This window comes from Psychromonas antarctica, assembly GCF_022267535.1.
Lineage (GTDB): Bacteria > Pseudomonadota > Gammaproteobacteria > Enterobacterales > Psychromonadaceae > Psychromonas > Psychromonas antarctica.
In genome coordinates this window covers 1-1,427 of record NZ_JAHNZV010000241.1, presented here as the reverse complement: position 1 = coordinate 1,427, position 1,427 = coordinate 1, and the positions used below count along the sequence as shown (strand labels likewise).

General features: G+C 33.6%; 1 protein-coding gene. It reads right to left on the bottom strand.

The features are described 5' to 3' along the window. Positions 1-83: 83 nt before the first annotated feature. Complete coding sequence (locus tag KSO91_RS17805; RefSeq protein WP_238744254.1) at positions 84-1,085, bottom strand: Fic family protein; 1,002 nt, start codon at positions 1,083-1,085, stop codon at positions 84-86. Between the last annotated feature and the right edge of the window lie 342 nt (positions 1,086-1,427).

Genomic DNA, 1,427 nt, shown 5'->3' with positions numbered 1-1,427 from the left:
TCATTTGAGATTGAAGGTTCCACAGCGACAGACAAAGAATGGAATAAGATCGTAAAAATAAAAAGCTGCTTAGCTTCAATAATTTAATTTATAGCTTTGAATAATATGGATTTTAAGTGTTTATCCTCTCCATTATTAACCGCACTTCTAACTGCAAAGTGATAATAACGCTTGTTTTTTGACGTAGAAATTGCATTTTTGAGATTAAATTCAAAGCCTCTAGTTCTAGCTACTAATTCTAAATAAAGGCGCATGGTTCTTCCATTTCCATCAGAGAAAGGGTGAATCCATGCTAATTGAGTGTGAGCAAAGGTTAAAGCTTCTACGATTTTTCTACGATCGTTCTTCACTGATTTTAGATATTTACTGGCAAAACCGTCACCAAACTTACGCATAGCGTCTTTTATATCATCGGGATGCATTGTTGGATGGTTTCGATTAGTAACCACAACTTCGTGAGTTCTATATTGACCTGCCCACGAGTAAATTCCTTTAAATAAGCTTAAATGGCAATATAGAAAAGCAGATTCACCAAGATATTTTTTTGATGTCATATACTCTCGTATTACTTTTTCTGAACGAATAGTTGAATAAATGCGCTCAATTGTTTCTAGTTCATCTTGGTAATACGCAAACACTTCATTTTTGACAGAAAATTTTCTCTCGCTTTTATTACTAGAAACTAAGAAAAACTTGTTTTTATCAAATTCAGCCCATGTATAAGGTATTTTACAATGGGGATCATTAGCTTCCAAATAATAATATCGTTTTTTGTTATATATTTGATAGCCAAGTACTGTAGCACAATAAATTGGAACTAATGGTTTAGCAAAAATATAGCAAACAGAGTCTCCTAACTGTATCTCATTTCGATCTGTATTAGAAAAGTCTTCTTTACATTTCATAATATGGGCTATTGATAAAACGGGAAGCTTAACCTTATTTCCCACAATAAGTGCAGATCTACTTTTATTCCAATATAAATTAACTCTTCCTTTTTTGTATGGGGTCGTTTTAATATGAGTGATTTTATTTTCTGTTTGCTCAAGACATTGAGCATCAGGTAATTTAATATGTTTGAGCACAAACAATTCCTTTAAGTAAACAAAAAAATATTATTATATATAAATAAAAAGGCAATTTGAACTAGTGTTAATTAATAAAGCATATTATTAATTAAGTGACAAGTATGTGACTTAAACTCTCATTTTGATATACAGTTGCATAACAAGGCAAAGCACTGGACGCATAACGGCTGTCACTGTTTTTGCTAAAATAAAAAGCCAGCAAAAACACTGCCAACCTATGCGCCAGTGTTTAGCGGCGTTAGTGCGTCAAGCAAAGCTTGATGCATCTTGCAGGGTGTAAGTCCCTGTCAGGCAAGGTTTAACCAACCACCTGTATCGAGTGTTGCGCCTTTGGCGGAG